General features: G+C 50.2%; 1 protein-coding gene. It reads right to left on the reverse strand.

Annotated elements, in window-relative coordinates:
• Positions 1-1,102, reverse strand: a 1,102-nt coding sequence (locus R8O70_RS25980; RefSeq protein WP_318184558.1) for a bifunctional diguanylate cyclase/phosphodiesterase, incomplete at both ends; no start/stop codon positions are given.

Genomic DNA, 1,102 nt, shown 5'->3' on the forward strand with positions numbered 1-1,102 from the left:
GCCGCAACGGGTGGGCTGAATAAATATCCCTGACCGTAGATACAACCTTTGTCGACCAAGTAAGCCACTTGTTCTGGCGTTTCGATGCCTTCCGCCACGACTTTGAGTGAAAGCGTCGTGCCCATTGCAATGATGGCGTTCACTATGGCGTTGCTGTCGTTGTCGTTAGGCACATCACTGACAAACGAGCGGTCGATTTTCAGTTTGTTGATTGGCAAACCTTTGAGGTACGACAGCGAAGAATAGCCTGTGCCGAAGTCATCCAACGAAATCTCGATTCCGAGTTCACACAGCTGATTTAGCGATGCGATGGCCAGTTTTGGATCGATAAGCAAAAAGCTTTCGGTAATTTCCAGCTCCAAGCGATGCGCCGGGAATCCCGTTTCACGAAGGATGGTTTTGAGCTTGTTGATGAAGCGCGACTGTTGCAGTTGAAGTGCTGATACATTGACTGCAATTTTGCCAAATTGAACGCCTCTCGCCAGCCAGTCAGTCCCTTGTAAACAGGCGTCTTTGAGTACCCATTCGCCGATGCTTTGAATCAAGCCCGTCTTCTCTGCGATAGGAATAAAATCCGCAGGTGGCACTAAGCCAAATTCTGGGTGTTCCCAACGCACCAAGGCTTCCACACCAATAATTGCGTTTTGCGCGAGGTTGTATTGTGGCTGATACACCAAATGCAGTTGTTCTTTTTCTATCGCTTCATGCAGCGCAGATTGAATACGGACGTGCGATACCGATTTGTCAGTTAACTCCGGAGAGTAGAACGCGTAGCCGTTACGGCCATTTTTCTTCGCCAGATACATTGCGGTGTCGGCGTTTTTTAGCAGCGTTTCACTGTCTTGACCGTCGTTCGGGTAGAGTGCGATACCGATGCTGGTGGAGATCCGCAGCGAATCGTGATTTGCCAGATCGAACGGACGGCGGAACACACCCAAAATCGAGCTTAACGTTTCGAGTAACGGAGAATCGCCGTCAATGTCTGGCAGTACGATGACAAATTCATCGCCACCGATGCGAGCCACATGCGCGTTCAGGTGCAAAATGTCTTGCAGGCGAACCGCCAGTTTCGACAACAGTTGGTCACCACAGAAATGGCCCA

Origin of the sequence: Vibrio sp. 779(2023) (genome assembly GCF_033344285.1) — a bacterium.
Taxonomy (GTDB): Bacteria; Pseudomonadota; Gammaproteobacteria; order Enterobacterales; family Vibrionaceae; genus Vibrio; species Vibrio alginolyticus.